1 protein-coding gene is annotated in these 1,055 nt (G+C 41.6%); it reads right to left on the minus strand.

The features are described 5' to 3' along the window. On the minus strand, nt 1-922 hold a 922-nt coding region (locus tag FGQ86_RS16155; protein ID WP_171031594.1), incomplete at its 3' end, for an IS1182 family transposase. Nucleotides 923-1,055: the final 133 nt, after the last annotated feature.

The raw sequence follows: 1,055 nt of genomic DNA on the forward strand, positions 1-1,055 counted from the left end.
TTAGATGCTGCAAATGGGGGATCATCGTTGTTGTGTCTGTAGGATTAGGGTGGATAGTAAAACCTACGATATACCGGTTTTCTGTCCCAATCTGGATGTTATACCCTGGTTTCAACTGTCCGTTTAACATGGCATCTTCTTTCATACGCATAAAGGTAGCGTCATGATCGGTTTTGGAGTAACTGTTCCTTCCCTCAAATGTTTCCAGAGATTTTTCGTATTTCTTTTTCCTGGGCAGGATATCTTTTTTAAATTCCCTGGCTTTTTTCTTTAACGGCTTATTTTCCGGCTCCCGTTCCAGTTTTTTGTCTATACTTTCCACAACAGCAGCCACCTGCTCTGCTGTGATCCGGGTATGTTCCCCCTTTTCTTCCAGATCCTCTTCCAGGTAGATCTGGTTTTCTTCCGCTACGATCTGATCGATTTCCCGGAGATGAGCTTTGATCTTTTCGTCCAGTTTCCGGTCATAATTCCGGACAGATTTATTCCATACAAAAGAATACTTATTGGCATTGGCTTCAATCTTTGTCCCATCCAAAAAGTAATTCTGCAGCTTGATATATTTTTTATCGATCAGGAGTTTGACAACTTCGTAAAAAATATCTTCTATGATGTCTTTCATTTGCAGGCGGAAACGGTTGATCGTACGGAAATCCGGTTTATTTCCTCCAGCGATCCACATGAAGTTGATATTTTCACGAAGAGCTTTTGCGATCATGCGGGAAGAGTATGTTTTCTGAGAATAAGAATAGATCATAACCTTCAGCATCATGCGTGGGTGATAAGCAGGGCAACCGCCCTGTTTGTATCTGTCGTAGAGTGGAGACAGGTCCAGACTGTCCACGATTGTATTTACGACCCGCACCAGATGATTTTCCGGTATAAAATCTTCAAAAGACAGTGGTAATTGTAACTGATCCATAGTATAATCTTTAAATGTGAGCATACCTTATTATATCACATAATAAGGGAAAAAGGAGAACGGCGTGGTAACCGTTCTCCTTTTTTATAGTCGGGTGTCCTTTCAGTCACTTCGTGACTTTTGGGACACCCTC

The sequence above is a fragment of the Clostridium sp. BSD2780061688st1 H5 genome (assembly GCF_005845155.1).
Lineage (GTDB): Bacteria > Bacillota > Clostridia > Lachnospirales > Lachnospiraceae > Claveliimonas > Claveliimonas intestinigallinarum.